At 71.9% G+C, this 19078-nt stretch carries 16 protein-coding genes; 6 read left to right on the top strand and 10 right to left on the bottom strand.

Annotation, left to right across the window (positions count from 1 at the left end; genetic code table 11):
• Positions 1-78 precede the first annotated feature (78 nt).
• Positions 79-351 (bottom strand): bacterioferritin-associated ferredoxin, encoded by a 273-nt coding sequence (locus ACERM0_RS06065; protein ID WP_373677650.1) that lies wholly within the window; start codon positions 349-351, stop codon positions 79-81.
• A gap of 87 nt (positions 352-438) precedes the next feature.
• Entirely contained in the window at positions 439-1251 is an 813-nt protein-coding gene (locus tag ACERM0_RS06060) for an ABC transporter ATP-binding protein (RefSeq protein ID WP_373677649.1), read from the bottom strand.
• Positions 1252-1513: 262 nt separating this feature from the next.
• Between ACERM0_RS06060 and ACERM0_RS06055 the strand changes: the two genes are divergently transcribed.
• The gene (locus ACERM0_RS06055; protein WP_373677648.1) at positions 1514-3049 is read left to right on the top strand and encodes a phosphoenolpyruvate carboxykinase; all 1536 of its coding nucleotides are present in this window, start codon (positions 1514-1516) and stop codon (positions 3047-3049) included.
• Positions 3050-3159: 110 nt separating this feature from the next.
• Positions 3160-4203, top strand: a complete 1044-nt coding sequence (locus ACERM0_RS06050; protein WP_373677647.1) for a LacI family DNA-binding transcriptional regulator — start codon at positions 3160-3162, stop codon at positions 4201-4203.
• 24 nt (positions 4204-4227) lie between these two features.
• Here the strand turns inward: ACERM0_RS06050 and ACERM0_RS06045 are convergent, their stop codons facing one another.
• Positions 4228-5448: an arginine deiminase gene (locus tag ACERM0_RS06045; protein ID WP_373677646.1), complete on the bottom strand. Its 1221-nt coding sequence runs from the start codon at positions 5446-5448 to the stop codon at positions 4228-4230.
• A 2-nt stretch (positions 5449-5450) separates the two neighbouring features.
• Entirely contained in the window at positions 5451-6056 is a 606-nt protein-coding gene (locus tag ACERM0_RS06040) for an NYN domain-containing protein (protein ID WP_373677645.1), read from the bottom strand.
• Between the two features lie 156 nt (positions 6057-6212).
• Between ACERM0_RS06040 and ACERM0_RS06035 the strand changes: the two genes are divergently transcribed.
• A complete protein-coding gene (locus tag ACERM0_RS06035; protein WP_373677644.1) occupies positions 6213-6875 on the top strand; it encodes an O-methyltransferase in 663 nt (220 codons plus the stop codon).
• Positions 6876-6934: 59 nt separating this feature from the next.
• On the opposite strand, the gene ACERM0_RS06030 is transcribed toward ACERM0_RS06035, so the two are convergent.
• Both ACERM0_RS06030 and ACERM0_RS06025 read right to left on the bottom strand, forming a co-directional pair.
• Positions 6935-7810 (bottom strand): META domain-containing protein, encoded by an 876-nt coding sequence (locus tag ACERM0_RS06030; protein WP_373677643.1) that lies wholly within the window; start codon positions 7808-7810, stop codon positions 6935-6937.
• A gap of 5 nt (positions 7811-7815) precedes the next feature.
• The gene (locus ACERM0_RS06025) at positions 7816-8250 is read right to left on the bottom strand and encodes a DMT family transporter (RefSeq protein ID WP_373677642.1); all 435 of its coding nucleotides are present in this window, start codon (positions 8248-8250) and stop codon (positions 7816-7818) included.
• 360 nt (positions 8251-8610) lie between these two features.
• Between ACERM0_RS06025 and ACERM0_RS06020 the strand changes: the two genes are divergently transcribed.
• Entirely contained in the window at positions 8611-10557 is a 1947-nt protein-coding gene (locus ACERM0_RS06020) for a protein meaA (protein ID WP_373677954.1), read from the top strand.
• Positions 10558-10629: 72 nt separating this feature from the next.
• Here ACERM0_RS06020 and ACERM0_RS06015 read toward each other — a convergent pair whose 3' ends face one another.
• Together ACERM0_RS06015 and ACERM0_RS06010 are read right to left on the bottom strand one after the other, a co-directional pair.
• Positions 10630-11229: a hypothetical protein gene (locus ACERM0_RS06015; protein WP_373677641.1), complete on the bottom strand. Its 600-nt coding sequence runs from the start codon at positions 11227-11229 to the stop codon at positions 10630-10632.
• Between the two features lie 455 nt (positions 11230-11684).
• Complete coding sequence (locus ACERM0_RS06010; RefSeq protein ID WP_373677640.1) at positions 11685-13115, bottom strand: hypothetical protein; 1431 nt, start codon at positions 13113-13115, stop codon at positions 11685-11687.
• Between the two features lie 241 nt (positions 13116-13356).
• Here ACERM0_RS06010 and ACERM0_RS06005 point away from each other — a divergent pair, with 241 nt between their 5' ends.
• Positions 13357-15192, top strand: coding sequence for a S8 family serine peptidase (locus ACERM0_RS06005; RefSeq protein ID WP_373677639.1), 1836 nt, complete (start codon positions 13357-13359; stop codon positions 15190-15192).
• Between the two features lie 13 nt (positions 15193-15205).
• On the opposite strand, the gene ACERM0_RS06000 is transcribed toward ACERM0_RS06005, so the two are convergent.
• Complete coding sequence (locus tag ACERM0_RS06000) at positions 15206-16030, bottom strand: hypothetical protein (protein ID WP_373677638.1); 825 nt, start codon at positions 16028-16030, stop codon at positions 15206-15208.
• A gap of 89 nt (positions 16031-16119) precedes the next feature.
• On the bottom strand, positions 16120-17334 hold the full coding sequence (gene ilvA, locus ACERM0_RS05995; RefSeq protein WP_373677637.1) for a threonine ammonia-lyase: 1215 nt from the start codon (positions 17332-17334) through the stop codon (positions 16120-16122).
• 232 nt (positions 17335-17566) lie between these two features.
• Between ilvA and ACERM0_RS05990 the strand changes: the two genes are divergently transcribed.
• Positions 17567-18961 (top strand): class II fumarate hydratase, encoded by a 1395-nt coding sequence (locus tag ACERM0_RS05990; protein WP_373677636.1) that lies wholly within the window; start codon positions 17567-17569, stop codon positions 18959-18961.
• Positions 18962-19078: the final 117 nt, after the last annotated feature.

The raw sequence follows: 19078 nt of genomic DNA, 5'->3' as shown, positions 1-19078 counted from the left end.
CGCCCGCCCGGACGCGATTGCGGGGTGGCCCACCCTAGGACACCGGCGGCGTGCGGGGTGTGGTCGGTGCGCCGCGGCTCAGATCGCGGCGGGGCGCGCCATCGCCGGCACGGGCGTGAACGGCCCGGTGCCGGCCAGACGGCGACGGGCGGCCTGGCGCAACCCCACCAGGTCCGGTTCGCGTACCGCGGCGGCCGCCTCGGCCAGCAGGTCCTCGATGGTGGGGATGCAGCCGCCGCAGGTGTCGCCGGCGTCGCAGTGGTCGGTGACCTCGTCGACGTCACGCGCTCCGGCGGAGATGGCCGCACGAATCGTGCGGTCGCTCACCACGTTGCAGTGACAGACGTACACGGCGCCTACCTCACGGACCGGGCCACCCCGACTGGCGGCGAGGCGAAGGTTAAGTGAACCTCACCTCCGCGTCCAATGCGACGCCCGTCAGGTGGCGACCACCGCGCGCGCGACGAAGCGGCCGTCCGTGGCCTGCACGCGGACCGGGAGCCCGAAGCAGCGCGACACCGGCGCGTCGCGCAGCACCTCGTCGACCCCGCCGCTGGCCACGACCGCGCCCTCGCGCAGCAGCAGCGCGGCGCGGACGCCGCGTGGTAGTTCCTCGAGGTGGTGGGTCACCAGCACGGTCGTGGGCCCGCCGGGCTCGGCCAGGACGGCATCGAGGTCGGCCAGCAGCGACTCGCGCCCGCCGAGGTCGAGCCCCGCGAACGGCTCGTCGAGCAGCAGCAGGTCGGGGTCGCCGACCAACGCCCGGGCGATACGCACACGCTGGCGCTCACCCTGCGAGAGGGTGTCGACCCGCCGCTCGGCGAGGTGCCCGGCACCCACCCGCGCCAGGGCCCACCGGGCCGCGGCGGCCACCTCGGCGTCGTCGAGGACGTGCGGCGGCGGCCACAGCCCGCCGTGCACCGCGGCGGCCACCAGCGGCAGCGCGGCCGCCCGCACGTGCAGCAAGTCGTCGAGCGCGGTGCTGACGAAGCCGATCCGCGGCCGCAGCGCCCGCAGGTCGGCCGCCCCGAACGTGGCGCCCAGCACCCGCGCGGTGCCGCGTGTCGGGAACCGGTAGGTGGACAGCACCCGCAGCAGCGTGGTCTTGCCCGAGCCGTTGGGGCCGAGGACCGCGAGGTGCTCGCCCCGTTCGAGGTCGAGGTCCACGTCGCGCAGCAGGTCGTTGCCGCCGACGCGCACCCCGACGGCGCGCAGCGACGCGACCTCACCGACGGACGCCACCTCAGCCACGACACCACTCCAGGGACGCTCGGCAAGCCGGTGAAACGGCGCACGCGCCCGACCGTTCGGCCAGCCTAGCCACGGTCGCACCGGGAGACGATCGGCCAGGGATCGTCTCGTCAAACCGTCGAATGTGCGCCTTTCCAACGTTTGCAGACGCAATATCCGCCGATCGCACCAATTCGGATGGCGCCGAAACCGACCGCTACGGTGTTTCGCAGAGGGTCACCGCTCGGTGGAGGGCCGGGCACCTTCGCGGGAGGATCGAACAGTGTCGTTCGAGTTGCCGAAAGCCAAGTCCGTCGCCGTCAATCCCACGCAGGCCGAGCTCCGAGAATGGGTGCTCGAATACATGCCGCGTGTCACCGAGACCGAGTTCGGCAACCTCAACTACCAGGCACGGATCCTGGCGCGGCTGACGCCGTCGACCTTCTTCGTCTCCGACGAACCCACCGGCAAGCAGGTCATGCCCCGCGCCGAGGCGCAGGAGTGGGCCGCCAAGCAGGACGCCTACATCGCCGACCAGGACATGGTCCTGATCGAGGGCTACATCGGTCCGGACCCGGCGTTCCGCACCGGATCGCGGGTCTACATGGAGAAGGCCAACAGCAACGTCCCGGCCATGCAGCAGCAGCTGTACTTCCCGCGCGACGAGGACTGGACCCCCGAGTTCACCGTCATCTACACGCCGGGGCTGCGCGTGCCCGAGCACCACGAGGAGTGCCTGATCCTCGTGGACCTCGACAACTACGTCACCCGCGTGTTCGGCTCCGACTACTTCGGCGAGTCGAAGATGGGCGGGCTGCGGATGTGGAACAAACTCGTCTACGACCGGGGCGGGCTGGCCATGCACTCGGGCGCGAAGACCTTCCCCCCGGAGTCCACCCCCGATGGCACGGAGCGGCTCGCGCTGATCATCGGGCTGTCGGGCACCGGCAAGACCACCACGACCTTCCGCAACGTCAAGGGCTCGCTGCCGGTCCAGGACGACTTCATCGCCTTGATGCCCGGCGGCACGGTGTACACGACGGAGAACGGCTGCTTCGCGAAGTCGTTCGGGCTGGACCCCGACGACGAGCCGACCATCCACGGCGGTGCCACGCGTCCCGACGCCTGGCTGGAGTCGGTCGCGGTCGACCCGGAGACCGGCAAGGTCGACTTCTTCGACGACAGCTACACCGCCAACGGCCGGGTGACCTTCCCGCTGGCCAACATCCGCCACCGCGATCCGAAGGACCTGCCCCGGGCGCACTACCTGTTCATCCTCAACCGCAACGAGAACCTCATCCCGGCGGTCGCCAAGCTCAAGCCCGAGCAGGCGGCGTACTACTTCATGCTGGGCGAGACCAAGGGCACCTCCGCCGGCGGTGCGCACGAGGCGGGCAAGAACCTGCGGGTGCCAGGCACCAACCCGTTCTGGTTCGAGGAGGAGTCCTCGATGGGCAACCGGTTCCTCGAACTGCTCGAGACCTGCGACCTCGAGGTCTACCTGTTCAACACCGGCCGGGTCGGTGGCGGCGACGCGGACGAGCGCTCGAAGAAGGTGCGCATCCCCGACTCGGCCGCCGTCCAGGAGGCGATCGTCGACGGCACGATCGAGTGGGAGGAGGACCCGGACTTCGGCTACCTCGTGCCCACCTCGTTGCCGGGCATCGAGGACGACGAGTTGCTGCAGCCCCGCAAGCTCTACGAGCGCCAGGACCGCATGGACGAGTACCGCGCGCTGGTGGAGCGGCTGCACACCGAACGGGCCGAGTACCTCGCCAAGTTCACCTCGCTGGACCAGTCGATCGTGAAGGCCGGCTGACGCCCGCCACGCCAGGACGGTGACGGGGGCGGCCTGCCGAGCGGGCCGTCCCCGTCGCCGTCGCGGCACGACCGACGGCGCACCGGGGGTCACCGATGGCCAGGACGACGATGACGGACGTCGCCCGCCGTGCGGGCGTCGACGTCTCCACGGTGTCGCGCGCACTCAACGAGCGCACCGCCGGGCAGCTGCGCGCGGAGACGGTGCAGCGGGTGATGAGCGCCGCCGACGAGCTCGGCTACCAGCCCAACGTGCTGGCGCGGGGGCTGCGGACCCAGCGCTCGCACGCCGTGGGGATGCTGGTCCCCGACCTGACCAACCCGCTGTTCCCACCCATCGTGCGCGGGCTGGAGGACGCACTGGCCGACGCCGGCTACGTGCTGATCGTGGCCAACACCGACAACGACCCGCAGCGCGAGTCACGTGGCCTGGCCAACCTCGTGCGGCGGCAGGTCGACGGGCTGGTGCTGGCCACCTCGCGGCTACCCGGCCACGACGGCACGGCCGACGGGGGCGCGGAGGGTGCCGCCACGGTCGGCGCCCGGCCCGTCGCCGGCAACCTGCCGGTGGTGCTGGTCAACCGTCACGGCACGGATCCCTCGCTGCCGGCGGTCGCGCCCGACGACGCCGGCGGCACCGAGCTGGTGGTGGACCACCTCGTGAAGCTCGGCCACCGCCACGTCGCGCACGTGGCGGGGCCGGCCGACACCTCGACCGGCCGTCGACGCGCCGACGCGTTTCGGTCCGCGGCCTCGGCCGCGGGCGTGTTCGACCCGCAACTGGTCGAGCACGCGGCGATCTTCGGCGTCACCGAGGGCATGCACGCCTGTCAGCGGCTGCTGGCACGCCGGCCGGGCCTGCAGGCCGTGTTCGCGGCCAGCGACCTGTTGGCGGTCGGCTGCCTGCGCGCGCTGAACGCGGCCGGCCGGCGGGTCCCCGAGGACACCTCGCTGGCGGGCTTCGGCGACCTGCCGCTGATCGACCTGCTCGACCCGCCGCTGACGACGGTGCGCATCCCGCAGTACGCGATGGGCCGGTACGCCGGCCGGCTGCTGCTGGGCATGCTCGAGGACCCCGAGGCGCCGCGCCCGTCGGGCACGGTCACACTGCCGCCGGAACTGGTGGTGCGCCGCTCCACCGCCCCCGTCGACTGAAGCCGTTCGGGGCCGGCGGCCCGCTCAGGCCGGCAGCGGCTCGCGCAGGACCGGGCACGACATGCAGCGCGGGCCACCACGGCCGCGGGGAAGCTCGTACGACGGGATGGTGTGCACCTCGATGCCGGCGGTGTCCAGGATCTCGTTGGTGGCGACGTTGCGCTCGTAGGCGACCACCACGCCCGGCTGCACGGCGAGGGTGTTGTTGGCGTCGTTCCACTGCTCGCGTTCGGCGCGGATCGAGCCCAGCGCGGGTTCGATCGCGCGGGCGTGGTCCAGGCCGGCCGCCCACGCCAGGCCCTGCAGGAAGCTCGCGTGCTCGGCGACGTGTACGCCCCCGCCGGGCCGCGGTGTGACCGCGTAGGCCGTCAGGTTGCTGGTCATCGTCGGGTAGGTGATGAACGCGTCGACGTCGACCTGGGTCACGATCGTGTCGAGGTGCATCGCCGCGCGGACCTTCGGCAGGTCGACGGCCAGGATCCGGTCGACCGCGCCGGCGTCGAAGAGCTTGGTGGCCAGCGTCTCCACGCCCGCCGGGGTGGTGCGCTCGGACATGCCGATCGCCAGGCCGCGGTCGCCGACGACCAGCAGGTCGCCGCCCTCGAACGTGGCCGGGAACCAGTCGGTGACCTCGCCGCCGAACCAGATCGGGCTGTCCGCGAAGCGCGGATGGCGGGTGTAGACGGTGCGCAGCAGGTCGGTCTCGCGGCGCCGCACCAGCCGGTTCATCGGGGAGAGCACGACCCCCTCACCGATCCAGGCCGACGAGTCGCGCATGAACACCGCGTTGGGCAGCGGCTCGAGCAGCATCTCGGACTGGCCGCTGACGGTGGTGACCAGACCGTCGCCGCGGCCGACCTCCTCGACGGTCACGCCGCCGATCAGGTGCTCGACGAGCTGCCTCGGCTCGTTGCCCAGCAGCAGCTCGCGGACCCGGCCGACGGCCTGCGGACCGCAGCTGCGGTCGGTGACGTGGCGCTGCACCACGTCGCGTGCCACCGCCTCGTCCGTGACCACCTCGGTGAGCAGTTCCTCGAGGTAGAGCACCTCCACGTCGAGCTTGCGCAGCACGTCGGCGAAGGCGTCGTGCTCGAGCTGGGCGTGCTCGACCCACAGCAGCTCGTCGAAGAGCAGCTGGTCCATGTTGGTCGGCGTGATGCGCTCGACCTCCGTGCCCGGCCGGTGGAGCAGCACGGTGCGCAGCACCCCGACCTCGGAACGGACCGACGGCGTGGTGTCGGACATCGTCACTCTCCCCATCCGGGCGACGAGGGTGAGGCGCCGAGCCGGCCACGCGGCTCGAACCAGCGGCCCTCGACCGGCAGCAGCTCGAGGGTGAGGCGTGGCAGCGGCTCGCCGAACAGGCCCTCGATCGTCTCCAGGTCGACGAACCGCAGCGGTTCGGACGTGGACAGCCCGCCGGCGTACTCGGAGAAGCCCAGGACGCTGACCGTGACGCCGCGCTCCGCCAGCTCCTCGAGCGGCTCGAGGAAGGCGCGTGCGTCGTTGGACCCGACGTAGACGGCGTCCAGGTCGCCCTCGTCGTAGCGCTCCCACAGGTGGTCGACCATGTCGTCGTCGACGTCGCTGTCGCCGTGCTTGGGCTTGGCGAAGACCCGGTAGCCCTGCTCGAGCAGCCACATCACCCAGCCGCGCATCGGCCCGGCCACGTGCGGGGCGACGTTGACGAAGACGGCCGCCTCCACCTCGTCGCCCTCGACGGCGTGGTCCACCAGCCAGGCGCCGAGGACGGCCAGGTCGGGCCGTTCCTTGGGCGTCGGCTTGCCCTCGATGATGTTGGCCAGCGTCATGTCGACGTTGGGTGCGTCCCACACCAGCACGTGGCGACCCACGAGCGGCTCCTGTCGTCGTTCCGGCGTCGCGCACCCTAGGCCGCGTCGGGTGCCGGCCGGCACCCGCCGTGGCAGGATCCGCGGTGCGTCGCGCCCCGCGCACGAGCCCGGACCCGTCCGGCCACCGCCGCGCCCTCCCACCCACTGGAGACACCGATGCCACCGCTGCTGCCGCCGCAGGTCGACGACTACCTGACCGGTCTGGCCGGAATCGGGCTGCAGGACGTCGTCCTCGACGAGATGGAGGCGCGCGCCCGCGAGCACGGATTCCCGATCGTCGGGCGTGCCGTCGGCCGCCACCTCGAACTCCAGGCCCGGGCGATCGGGGCGCGGCGGGTGATGGAGTTGGGCAGCGGCTACGGCTACTCGGCCTACTGGTTCGCCCGCGCGGTGGGCGAGGACGGCGAGGTGATCTGCACCGACGGTGACGCCGGCAACGCCGCGCTCGCGGAGGGCTACCTCCGTCGCGCCGGCGTCTGGGACCGCGTCGACTACCACGTCGGGGACGCGCTGACGTCCTTCGCCGAGGTCGACGGCGAGTTCGACGTCGTCTACTGCGACATCGACAAGGACGGCTACCCCGACGCCTGGGCCGCCGCCCGCGAGCGCATCCGGGTCGGCGGGCTGTTCGTCTGCGACAACACGCTGTGGCACGGCCGGGTCGCCGGGGTGCCGCAGGAACGATCCTCGCCGGCGCGCGACGCCGTGACCCCGGACATCGTGGCGATGACCCGCGCGGTCGCCGAGGACCAGCGCTACCTCAGCTCCCTCGTCCCACTGCGCGACGGCGTGCTGGTGGCGCTGCGTGTGGAGGCGTAGCGCCCGGCGGTGTGGCGGCAGAGCGGCGTGGCCGTGGCGGCGCGGCGGCGGCGGGCCGGTCAGGAGGCCTGGTACTGCAGGCCGCGCTCGTCGCGCAGCGCCCACACCGTCAGGGTCTGGCCCTCGACCTCGACCGTGAAGCCGTCACCGAGCACCTCCAGGACGTGCTCGTGCTGGAGGTCACCGACGCACCGGTCGGCCTCGCCGTGGGCATAGCGCGACGCGGTCAGACGGATGGCGTCGCCCTCTTGTATCCACGTGCCCGTGAGCCCGCCGCAGCCGGTCGTGGCGTTGATGGTGCCGGTGCCGTCGAGGTACAGCTCCGCCTCGGCCATGATGCTGCTGGCGGTCCCGTCGGGGCCGCCGCCGTCCAGCAACGACTTCAGCTGCCAGGTCGTGTCGGTGAGCTCGGCGGTCGGCACGTCGGGCTGGCGGTCGTACACCAGCTCGATGTCGGAGCCGGTGATGGTCAGCACGTCGGCCTGCAGGTCGAGGCGTGCGGCCTGCCCGAGCGCGTCGAGGTAGTCACGCTCCAGCGCCATGACGGCCGGGTCGCAGCCCATCTCGGTGCCGCCCAGCCCGCCGACCCGGAGCCGGTCGCCGTCCACCTCGGCGTCGCCGAAGTAGTGGTTGCAGGCCGACACGCCGCCGACGCTGCCGTCCTCCTCGACCTGCAGCGTGACGCGCACCCCGTCGGGGACGGCCAGCTCGCCGGCCGGCCCGCTCCCCGAGCGCAGCAGCCAGGTGGGGCCGGCCAGGCCGTCGGGCATCCCGCCCTCCGCCCCGGGCAGCGAGCCGCAGCCGGTGGTGAGGCCGGCGAGCAGCAGGACGAGGACGGCGAGGTAGCGCTTCATGCCGATTGGGACGTCCCGCGGGCGGCGCGGGTTCCCGAGCGCGGCGATCTCCGCAGTGCTGACCTGCGGGGACGTCGGCACGGCGCTCAGCCGGCGACCGGGCCGCGGCTGGCGACGACGTAGACGCCGGCCACGATCAGCAGCGCGCCACCGACGCGGACGGGGTCGAGCGCCACGCTGCGCCCAACGACCCCCGTCACCTCCAGCGCGAACCCGACGATCAGCTGCACGCCCGTCACGACCGCCAGGGTGGAGGCGAGGCCGAGGCCGCCGACGGCCACGGCGATCCCGGTGACCAGCAGCATGCCCGCGACGCCGGCCAGCAGTCCCCACGGCGCCTGACGGACGGCGGTGAGCTCGAAACCGAGCCGGGGCGCCACCAGCACGCCGACGACGCCGAACACCAGCCCGCCGAGGTGGACCCACACGGCCGCGGTGAAGGGGTGCAGGCTCTGGCCCCAGGCGCCGATGATCGCCGACTGGATGGCGATCAGCGTGCCGGCGGCGATGGCGGCGATCACGGCGAGCGACACAAGGACTCCGAGCAGGTGGCGAGCCGACCGAGCCTAGCGGCCACGGCAGTGGCGCCCGACCGCCGCGGCGACGTAGAGCGCGTTCCCGACCGCCGCGGCCGCGCCGAACACGCGAGCGGTGGCGGCGGCATCGGTCGTTCGACGTGCAACGTCATGGGTTGAGGGCGGCGATCGGCGCCGCGTTACGCTCGCGGCCGGGAGCACGGAAGTGGCAGACGACCGAGGCGCCGGCGTGCCGGGGCGCGGTCCGACCACGGGCGGAGGTGCCTCGTGAGCGAGCGGCAAGGTGGTCCCGGGGCCGACGGCGAGGGCGCGGAGCCGGCCCCGCAGCGCGACCGCCCCTGGTTGATGCGCACCTACTCAGGCCACTCGTCCGCAGCCGCGTCGAACGCGCTGTACCGCTCGAACCTCGCCAAGGGCCAGACCGGCCTGTCGGTGGCCTTCGACCTGCCGACGCAGACCGGCTACGACAGCGACCACGTGCTCGCCCGCGGCGAGGTCGGCAAGGTCGGCGTGCCGGTCACCTCCCTCGACGACATGCGCACCTTGTTCGACGGCATCCCGCTCGAGCAGATGAACACCTCGATGACCATCAACGCCACGGCGATGTGGCTGCTGGCGCTGTACGTCGCAGTGGCGGAGGAGCAGGGCGCCGAGGTGTCGCAGTTGGCCGGCACGACCCAGAACGACATCCTCAAGGAGTACCTGTCGCGCGGGACCTACGCATTCCCGCCGCAGCCGTCGATGCGCCTGACCACCGACGTCGTGGCCTACACGGTCAACCACCTGCCGAAGTGGAACCCGATCAACATCTGCAGCTACCACCTGCAGGAGGCGGGGGCGACGCCGGTGCAGGAGTTGGCGTTCGCGCTGGCCAACGCGATCGCGGTGCTGGACGCCGTCCGCGAGCGCGGGCAGGTGCCGGAGGACGACTTCGACAAGGTCGTGGGGCGGATCTCGTTCTTCGTCAACGCCGGCATCCGCTTCGTCGAGGAGGTCGCGAAACTGCGTGCCTTCGTCGAACTGTGGGACCGCATCACCGCTGAGCGCTACGGCGTGCAAGACCCCAAGCTGCGACGGTTCCGCTACGGCGTGCAGGTCAACTCGCTCGGGCTCACGGAGCAGCAGCCGGAGAACAACATCGCCCGCATCCTGATCGAGATGCTGGGCGTGACGCTGTCGAAGACCGCCCGGGCGCGGGCGGTGCAGCTGCCGGCGTGGAACGAGGCGCTCGGGCTGCCGCGGCCGTGGGACCAGCAGCTGTCGCTGCGGATGCAGCAGATCCTCGCCTTCGAGACCGACCTGCTGGAGAACGACGACCTGTTCGACGGCTCGGTCGTGATGGACCGCAAGGTGGCGGCGCTGGTCGAGGGCGCGACGGAGCTGCTCGACGCGGTGCTCGCCCGCGGCGGGGCGATGGAGGCGGTCGACTTCATGAAGGCGGAGCTGGTGCGCTCCAACGCCGAGCGCCTGCGCCGCATCGAGTCCGGCGAGCAACAGGTCGTCGGCGTGAACGTGTTCACCTCCGGCGAGCCGTCGCCGCTGGTCGACGAGGAGGGCGGCATCCTCGTCGTCGACGACGCGGCCGAGGCCGAGCAACTCGCCCGGCTGGAGGCGTGGCGGACGGCGCGAGACGAGGACGCGGTCGTCGCCGCGCTGGCGGAGCTGCGGCGTGTCGCGGCGACCGACCAGAACCTTATGCCGGCCTCGATCGCGTGCGCCCGCGCCGGCGTGACGACCGGCGAGTGGGCCGGCGTGCTGCGCGAGGTGTTCGGCGAGTACCGCGGCCCGACGGGCGTCGGCGAGCAGGCGCTGGCGACCGGCGGCCCGCTGGGCAGCCGCCTCGACCAGGCGCGCCGCCAGGTCCGCGAGATCGAGGCCCGGCTCGGGCGCAAGCTGCGGATCCTCGTTGGCAAGCCCGGGCTGGACGGCCACTCCAACGGTGCTGAGCAGGTCGCCATCCGCGCCCGCGACCTGGGCATGGAGGTCGTGTACGAGGGCATCCGCCTGACGCCGGAGCAGATCGTGCGCGCCGCGGTGGACGAGGACGTCCACGTGGTGGGCCTGTCGATCCTGTCGGGCTCGCACCGGTCGCTGGTGCCCCAGGTGGTGCAGGGCCTCCGAGCCGAGGGCGTCGAGGTGCCCGTGGTGGCCGGCTGGATCATCCCGCCGGCCGACGCCCGCAAGCTGGCAGAGGCCGGGGTCGCCGCGGTCTTCACCCCGAAGGACTACGAGCTGACCGACCTCCTGGTCGAGGTGGCCGAACTCGTCGCCGACCGCCACGTCCCCGCCTGACACGACGAGGGGCGCCCGGTCGAGCGCCCCTCCTCGTGGTTGCGGAACCAAGTGTGGTTCCGCAAGTGCGGCTCAGAAGTCCGGGCACGCGTTCTCGCGGTCGGACGATCCGGGGTTCTCCATGCAGGTCGTCCGAGTTGTGCCGACGAGCTCCGCCACGGGCTCGGTCTCATCAAAGTCGACCTCGACGTCGACCTGCTCGGTGGCGCCGGTGACCTTGCCGCTCGGCAGGTTCCACCGGTCGTTGCCCTGGGCGTGCAGCGTCAGCAACTCGACCCGCGTCGTGACCGTGCGCTCGAGCCGCACCACGTCCTTGAAGAGCTGCCACGACTGGACGTCGTAGGTGACGCGGTAGACGTCCTGTGCCGCGTTGTCGCTGTTGACCCGGTCGCTGGAGACGTACTCATTCGTCGTGAAGACGTCACCGACGGCGACGGACGCGCGGGAGACCTCCTCCCACTCTCCGTACACCGGGGCACCGAGCCGCGGGACGTCGAGGCAGCGGTCGTGCGCCGGCCGCAACTCGCCTGGCTTCGTCGGGTGGTAGCCGAGCGCATACGTGCCACCCAGGGCCTCGCAGTTGGCCGCGCGCGTGGTGTTCGCGGCAGCAGGCATGGCGAGCATGCCCACCAACGTCAGCGCTGCACAGCCGGCAGCGATGGTCTTGCGCATGGTGTGTGTCCTTCCCCGGCGCCGTCGAGCGCCCCTCCGTCGGGAAGGTGTGTCGGTTTCGCCCCTGACTCCCCTGCCGACTCGGCGACCAACTACCGCCGGCAGGATCGGTGCCCCACACCCCTGTCATCGCCGGCCAATGCCCCTGACCGACGCGGGCATGATGGCCCACCAACCCCCCACTCGAGCGATTCGTCGCACCTCGTGCGCTCGGCAACGTTGTTGGGGAAATCAGCATCTAGCACACCGCAATGTGGTATGCGCATCGCGTCATCGATGCGGTGCGCGGTCGTAGGTCCTGGCTGTCTCTGACCGCGGCCGGCCAACACGCGCGCAGGAGAGTGCGTGTGCGCCGCGGTGGCCTGGAAGGCGACATCGCGGGGTTGCCGACCCGTCGGCCAACGGCGGGAGGGGCGCCCCACACGGGACGCCCCTCCAGATGCTGCGTTGGTGACTCAGGCGTTGCAGTTCCAGTCGGCAGCCTTCGCCGTCAGGACCTCGGCGGCCTTGCCCTTGCCGTTGCCCTTCGTGGTCACCTGGACCACCGCGTTCTCGATGCCGTTGCAGCCCGGGTGACGCTCGACGGTCACCGGGGGCACGTAGGCCTCGACGGCGGCGTGTGCCTCGGCAGCGGCGACCTTGGCCGCGGCGAGCTCCTGCTCCTTCGCCTCGATGTCCGCCTCGAGCTGCTTCACGGCGGCGTCGGCGGCGATCTGCTCGGTGATGGCGTCCGCGAGGTCCTCGGCAGCCTTCTTCACGTCGTCGTCAGCGTCCTTGAGCGCGTCGGTCGCATCAGCGACGTCAGCGAGCGCCTCGTCGACGATGTCCTGCTTGGCAGCTACGTCAGCCACGGCGGCCTCGACGGCGGCCTCGGCGGAAGTCACGACGCCCTTAGCGTCCTCGACGTCCTTGGTAGCTTCCTGCAACTCGCCGAACGCGTCGGTCACGTCCTCCTCAAGGTCCGCGAGTAGTGCAAGCGCCGCTTCGAGGTCCGCCTCGGCCTGCTTCAGCTCGCCGTCCTTGGTGACGACATCCGACTCGGCGCCCGGGAGCGCGGCCTTCGCCGCCTCGCAGGTGGCACGCTGCGCCGGGGTCCCAACGCAGCTGCCCTGCGTATTGGTGGTGTTCGCGATGGTCTGCTGGATTGCGCTCCGCGCTGCGATGGCGCCTTCAAGGGCGGACTCGGCGGCTTCGACGTCGTCCTCGAGGTCGCTGATGACCTCGATTTGCGCGTCGCGCGCCTCGACGGCGTCGTCGTAGATGCCCTGGGCAGTCGCTTCGGCGGCCTTCGCCGCGGTCAGGTCGTCCTCGGCGTCCGCGAGGGCGTCCCGCGCCGCTTGCTCGGCACCCTGCGCCGCTGTGAGGTCGCTCTGGGCAGAGGTGAGGGCGGCCTCGGCGTCATGGAGATCCTCAGCCGCCTTGGCCCGGGCCTCCTTCGCCCTGTCCAGCTCCTCCTGCTTCGACGTGACGGCCGTGTCGGCGGCGTCGAGCCGGTCCTTCGCGTCCACGAGGTCGTCCTCGAGGTTGGCCAACTCGCCCTCGAGCGTCGCGACCAGCGCGTCCGCCTGCTCGGCGGCCTCGATGAGTTGCTCGAGGGTCAGCGGCTCGCTGTCCTCGGCAGCTGCCGGGATGGCGAGCATCCCGACCATCAGCGCCATGGCGCTGATCAGTGTTACGAGCTTGCGCATGGTGTGTGCTTCCTTCCCGGATGTGCGTCTGCACGTCCCCGTCGGGAAGGTGTGTCGGTTTCGCCCCTGACTCCCCAGCCGGCTCGGCGACCAACTACCGCCGGCTGGATCGTTGCCCCACACCCCTGTGGTTGCACCGGCCAAGTCCCCAGGCCGGTTCACGCAGATGATCACCGATCGCGCGACCGGCTCGAGCACTTTGGAGACGGTTGTGCGCCCCGTGATGTTGAGTTGCGAACTACGCGCGACACCGAGTGCGCTCTGATATGCGCGAAGCGTGACCCGTTTCACCGCTGACCAAACCGAGGCCACGGCACATCACCAAGAAAATCGGGCGAATCGCTTCAGGCGTCCAGGGCACCTGCCGACAGGGGCAGCAAACCGTCACCGTGGGTTCAGGAAAACGAGCCGACGCGGGCGGGGGTGCCCAAGGAATCGCATGTCCGCGTCACTGCCCCGCGCCCGCCGCACACTCGTCACGCTCACCGTCGCCTCGCTGCTGCTCGCGACCGTCCCGGCGCACGCCTCCGACGGCCCGTCCGGCGACGAGGCCACGGAACGGATCGTGGTCGCCTATGAACCCGGAGCTGTCCGCAACGCCGTCGCAGCGACGTCGGGCTCCGTCGCTGACGACATCGACGAGCTCGGCGTCGAGGTGCTCGAGGTTCCCACATCCGAGGCGGCCAACACCCTTCGTCGCCTCCGTCAGGACCGGCGCGTCCGTTACGTGGAGCCCGACGTCGCCGTGTTCGCCGACACCGTCACGCCCAACGACCCCCTGTGGGCCGAGCAGTGGGGGCAGCAGCGCATCGGCGCCCCGGCCGCCTGGCGACGCACCACCGGGAAGGGCTCGGTGGTCGTGGCCGTGCTCGACAGCGGCGTCGACGCACAACATGCCGATCTTCGTGGCGCCGTGCTCACGGGCCGCTCCTTCGTCAACGGGACGACGTCGACGGCCGACGACAACGGGCACGGCACGGCTGCCGCCGGACTGGTGGCCGCGCGCGGTAACAACCGCATCGGGGTGGCCGGCATGTGCTGGGAGTGCAAGGTGCTGCCGGTCAAGGTCCTCGACCGCACCGGCAGCGGCACGACGTCGTCGGTCGCCAAGGGCCTCGTGTGGGCCGCCGACCAGGGCGCGCAGGTCGCCAGCCTCAGCCTCAGCAGCACGGGCTCGAGCCAGACCCTCAACGACGCGATCACCTACGCCCGCTCCAAGGGGATGCTCGTCGTGGCCTCCGCCGGCAACGCCGGGACCACCGAGGTCCGCTACCCCGCCGGGCACAAGCACGTGCTCGCCGTTGCCGGCTCGACGAACAGCGACGGACGCTACTCCTGGTCCAACTACGGCTCGTGGGTCGACGTGGCGGCGCCTGGCTGCAACGTCACCACGCAGCGCGGTGGCGGCTACAGCACCTTCTGCGGGACCTCCTCGGCGACGCCGCTGGTCGCCGGCACGGCCGCCCTCGCGTTCTCCGCCAACCCCGCGGCGACGCCCGACCAGGTGCGTGACGCCGTGCAGCGAAGCACCGTGAAGGTTTCCTTCTCGCTCGGCGCAGGGCGTATCCGCGCCGATGCCACGCTCGACCGCCTGACCGCGCCGATCGACACGGGCACGCCCGTCAACGAGTCCCCTACCGGCACGGCGAGCCCAGCTGACAGCGGGACGGCCCGCTCCATCGCGAACGCCTGCCCCGGCGACGGCGCCACGTACCACTCCTGGGCCGAGGTGCACGCCCCCGGCATCGAATGCCTCGAGTACTGGGGCATCGGGATCTTTCCCCTCACGAACTACCGGCCGTCCCGAGCACTGACGCGCGGCGAGTTCGCCGCCCTGCTCGACCGCACGCTGAACGCGACCGAGCACTTCGAACAGCCCACGAAGATCACGCGGTTCCCGGACACCCGCGGCCACCGCCACGAGGCGGCGATCGAGCGTCTGAACGGCCTGGGCGTCATCGAGGGCTACAAGGACGGCACGTTCGGTCCCGACCGCCAGATCCGTCGCGACCAGATGGCCACGCTGATGACGCGCGTGGTGGAGCAACGCTACGGGCTCCAGTTGACGGCGCCGAAGGGCATGCGGTTCACCGACATGCCGACCTCCTCACCGCATGCGAGTTCGGTGGCCAAGCTCGCCGGCGTCGGCATCACGAGCGGTGTCGACAGTCATCGGTATCGGCCGGCCGGCATGGTCACCCGTGCCCAGACCGCGACCTTCATCGCCCGCTCGCTCGACCTCCTGGTCGTCGAGGGCGCCATCACGGCCCGGTGACGCCCTCGACCGTTCAAGCCTGGGCGTCGCCGTCGAAGCGGAAGCCGCGGTCGAGCAGGGCACGGACGTAGGCGGTGATCTCGTCCGCCGCGTCGGCCGGCAGCTCCGCCTCGAGGGTGCGGGAGAAGTCCACCGCCGTCGCGTTGATCTCCACGTCGAACCTCGACGCGTCACCGTTCGGCCCGAACAGCGTCGGGTCCTCTGCGGCCGCCTGCATCAACGCCAGCCAGGCGTCGAGGTGGTCGAGGTAGACGGTGCGCACCGTCTCGGCTTCGGGCGTCGCCAACGGGTCGTCGAGGTCGTCGCGCGCCGCCGACAGCTGCTCCGCGCTCGCCTCGGCGATGCTGCGCACGGCGGCGAAGAACGGCGTGAGGTCCTGGCCGTCACCCAGCTGGAAGGCCTGCGCGAGCTCCTCCTGGAACCGCATCATCGACTGCTCGGACGACTCGACACCTGCCAGCAACGCCGCGAAGTCGGCGTCGCTGCCGCTGTAGTCGTCGGGGTCGGGTGGCTCGAGCTCCTGCCTCGGCGCGGGTCCGGCGGGAGGCTCAGGGGTCGGTTCCGTGGGCCCGGCGACCTCGTCGTCTGCGCTCGGCCCGTCGAACACCCCGGCCGCCCACATCCCGAGTGGCAGCACCAAGAGCACGACCGCGGACGCGGACGCGGCGACGATCCGGCGGCGCCGCTCTCGACGCTTGCGCACCCACGGCGGGGGCGGCGGCCCGTCGGCGTCCGGTTCGGGCTGGCCCCAGGCGGCGGGACCCGGCCGCGTCGCCGACGACCAGGCGCCGCTGTCGGGCGCCGCCCACTCGTGGCGCTGCCGTTCGTGCTCGTCCACCCCGTTGCCTCTCGAAGCGCCGATGCGACGAACGGTACCCAGCGCGCCCGTCGGCGGACCGCCGTCCGGGACGCTCGCCCCCGCCCGTGTCAGCTGCGCTGGAGCGGGTAGCCCGCCTCCTCCAGCGCCAACTGCAGGGCCTTGACGTGGTCGTGCCCGCGCGTCTCCAACTCCAGCACCACCTCGACCTGCCCGAGCCGCAGTCGGTGCTCGAGGCGGTGGTGGGACACGCCGATGACGTTCGCGCGCTGGTCGCCGACCAGTCGCAGCAACCTCGACAACTGCCCCGGCGTGTCCGGCACCTGGGTGCGCAACGTGACGTAGCGGCCCTCGGTCGTGAGCCCGCCGGTGACGAGGTGCTGCAGCATCAGCGGGTCGATGTTGCCGCCCGACAGCGTCGCCACCGTCGGGCGGTCCCGGTCCACCGACACCCGCCCGGCCAGCAGCGCGGCGACGGCGGCGGCGCCGGCCGGTTCGACGACCAGCTTGGCCCGCTCGAGAAGCAGCACGACCGCGCGGGCGATCTCCTCGTCGTCGACGGTGACCACCTCGTCGACCAGTGCCTCGACGTGCGCGAGGGTCAGCTCCCCGGGCCGCTTGACCGCGATGCCGTCCGCGATCGTGTCGCAGTCGGGCGCGTCCAGCGGTCGGCCGGCGTCCAGCGAGGCCGGGAAGCTGGCCGACCCGGCCGCCTGCACGCCGATGATCCGCACGTCGGGCCGCAGCTCGCGCAGCGCCACCGCGATGCCGGACAACAGCCCGCCGCCGCCGAGACAGACCAGCACCGTCCCCAGCTCCGGGACCTGGTCGACCAGCTCGAGCCCGATGGTCCCCTGCCCGGCGATGATGTCCGGGTGGTCGAACGGGTGGACGAACACGCAGCCCTGCTCGTCGGCGTACGCGAGCGCGGTCGACAGCGCCTCGTCGAACGTGTCGCCCTCGAGGCGCACCTCGGCGCCGTAGGCCTGGGTCGCGTCGACCTTCGGCAGCGGTGCCTCACGCGGCATGAAGACCGTCGCCTGCACACCCTGCAACTTGGCCGCCAGCGCGACGCCCTGCGCGTGGTTGCCGGCCGAGGCGCACACCACGCCGCAGCGGCGTTCCTCGTCGGTCAGCTGGGCGATGCGGTTGTACGCCCCGCGCAGCTTGAACGAGCCGGTGCGCTGCAGGTTCTCGCACTTCAGCCAGATGTCGCCGTCCGCGATCGTGCCGACGGCGCGGGACCGTTCGACGGGCGTCGTCATGGTGACGCCCTGCAGCAGCTTCTGTGCGGCGCGGATGGCGTCGAGCGTGACGAGCTCCACGGACGCGTACTCCCGGATCGACCGACCGACGAGCCTAACGCCGCCCGGCCCGCCCCGTCGCCGCGCGGCCCGGCGCCGCGCATGCGTTCGTGACGGCGTCCCCGCGGAAGCGCACGACCATCGGCCGGTTCGTGCCGCGTCGTCCGCCCGCTTAGCCTGTCGGCGTCTTCCGCGGGCCCGGCGCACGCCGCCTGCTCCCGCATTCGCCGACGTCGACGACGAGGTCCCTCGAATGGCTGACCAGCAGTTCCGTACGGCCCGCGACACGATGGGTGAGATGCAGATCCCCGTGGAGGCGCTGTGGGGCGCGAGCACCCAGCGCGCCGTGGAGAACTTTCCCGTCTCCGGTCAGCCCGTCCCGCTGGAGGTCGTGCACGCCCACGCCATGCTGAAGTGGGCCGCCGCCACCGCCAACGAGGAGTCGGGGGTCGTCGACGCCGAGGTGGCCGACGCCATCCGCCGCGCCGCCGACGAGGTCATCGACGGCCAACTCGACGAGCACTTCCCGGTCGACGTGTTCCAGACCGGCTCGGGCACCTCGACGAACATGAACGTCAACGAGGTCGTGGCCAACCGCGCCAAGCAGCTGCTGGGCGAGGACCTGTCGTCGGGCAAGGTGCACCCCAACGACCACGTCAACGCCTCGCAGTCGTCCAACGACACCTTCCCGACCTCCGTGCACGTCGCGGTCGCGCGGGTGGCCAAGAACGAGACCATCCCGGCGTTGCAGGAGCTGGCCGCCTCGCTGCGGCGCAAGTCCGACGAGTGGGCCGACGTCGTCAAGTCCGGGCGCACCCACCTCATGGACGCGACCCCGGTCACGCTCGGGCAGGAGTTCGGCGGCTACGCGCGCCAGATCGAGCTGGGCGTGGCCCGCATCGAGAAGTCGCTGGACTCCGTCTACGAGCTCGCGCTGGGCGGCACCGCCGTCGGAACCGGGCTCAACTGCCCGCCCGGGTTCGTCGACCGCGTCATCGAGCTGATGGCCGAGCGAACCGAACTGCCGTTCCGTGAGGCCGAGGACCACTTCGAGGCACAGGGCGCCCGTGACGCGCTGGTGGAGATCTCCGGCGCCCTCAAGACCGTCGCGGTCAGCCTCATCAAGATCGCCAACGACGTGCGCTGGCTCGCGTCCGGGCCGCGCACCGGCCTGTACGAGCTCCAGCTGCCGGAGATCCAGCCGGGCTCGTCGATCATGCCGGGCAAGGTCAACCCGGTGATCCCGGAGTCGGTGCGCCAGGTCGCCGCGCAGGTCATCGGCAACGACGCGGCCGTGACGGTCGGCGGGCTCTCCGGCGAGCTCGAACTCAACGTCATGATCCCGCTGATGGCCCGCAACGTCATCGAGTCCGAGCGGCTGCTCGCGGCGGTCAGCCGGGTCTTCGTCGAGAAGTGCATCGACGGCACGGAGGCCACCGACCAGGGCCCCCGGCTGGTCGAGCGGTCCCTGATGCAGGTCACCGCGCTGGTCCCGGAGATCGGCTACGAGCGCTCCGCCGCCCTGGCCAAGCAGGCCCACAAGGAGGGCAAGACGCTGCGCGAGGTGGCGCAGGAGGACGGCGTGTCCGAGGAGACCCTCGACCGCGTGCTGGACTACAAGCGCATGACCGAGGGCGGCATCCTCTGACGCCGCTCTGACCCACCGTCACCCTCGACGGCCCGCCGGGATCCCGGCGGGCCGTCGTCGTGTGCTCCGGCGCCCAGGAGGCTGACCCCGACCGCGCGGTCGCGACGAGTTCCGGCC

The organism is Egicoccus sp. AB-alg2, from assembly GCF_041821065.1.
Classification (GTDB): domain Bacteria; phylum Actinomycetota; class Nitriliruptoria; order Nitriliruptorales; family Nitriliruptoraceae; genus Egicoccus.
The sequence above is the reverse complement of the archived record's forward strand: the minus strand, read 5'-3'. Positions and strand labels throughout refer to the sequence as shown.